This window comes from Limosilactobacillus difficilis (assembly GCF_947387495.1).
Classification (GTDB): domain Bacteria; phylum Bacillota; class Bacilli; order Lactobacillales; family Lactobacillaceae; genus Limosilactobacillus; species Limosilactobacillus difficilis.
In genome coordinates this window covers 1-1,003 of sequence record NZ_CANDNU010000098.1, presented here as the reverse complement: position 1 = coordinate 1,003, position 1,003 = coordinate 1, and the positions used below count along the sequence as shown (strand labels likewise).

Here is a 1,003-nt window from a genome sequence, read left to right as displayed (position 1 = left end):
GTTGTCGAATTGCCAATGTAGTCAAGTACCATATTACTGAAGAACTTAGTGAGTCTGTGTCAATGAAGGTTATTGCCCAGCACCATAATGTTTCTACTAATACGGTGATCCGCCAACTAACTCCTCTAGAAACTAATCTCAAACCAAATCGACACTGGTTACCGTCAACTATTGCCTTTGATGATTTTAAGTCTGGCCAATTTGCACAAAGTGGAATGAGTATGGTTTTAATGAATCCGATGAATCACCGGACCATTGATATTATCCAATCACGGCGAGATCGTTATCTTCGATCATATTTTCTCTCTCACTACTCTCAGCAAGCACGATGGTCCGTACGCATTGTAGTTGTCGATCTATTTGAACCATATCGTCATTTAATTCATGATGTGTTCCCGAAAGCCGTTATTGTGGCTGATCATTTTCATGTAATTATTCAAGCCTACCGTGCTCTTCAAAGAGTTCGAATTAAAGTTATGAATCAATATGGCAAAGGATCTCACGCATACCGAGCGCTCAAACATTACTGGAAACTTTTAATGACAAAAACTAATCAACTTGACTATCTACATTACTATTCACGGCGTAACTTCCGTTACACTTGGCTGTCCAATAGTGAAGTCGTTGACCGTTTATTAAACTTCTCATCAGAGCTAGAAACAGCCTACAACTTTTATCAACAATTGATTTTAGCAATTGAAAAGGGACAACAAAAGCTATTAGATCAACTAATCCATCAAAAGCCAAGCACGCTTCCCTGGGCTTTAAAGGCTGTTAGAAGAACTTTGGCCAAGCATCGTAGTGAAATTCTTGCCAGCTTTGATACCCACTTAACCAATGGCCCAATTGAGGGCACTAACAACAAAATTAAAGTCATCAAACGGATAGCCTACGGCTATCGCAATTTCTTCCACTTTAGGGTTCGCATTCTTCTAGCTCTCAAAAATTCTAATATCATGATCAAAAATCTGCCCAAAAGAAAAACTAGACCAATGCCATTAGT

1 protein-coding gene is annotated in these 1,003 nt (G+C 39.0%); it reads left to right on the top strand.

Going from position 1 to position 1,003, the window contains the following annotated elements:
* Window positions 1–62: 62 nt before the first annotated feature.
* On the top strand, window positions 63–1,003 hold a 941-nt coding region (locus QOR82_RS09110; protein ID WP_283584419.1), incomplete at its 3' end, for an ISL3 family transposase.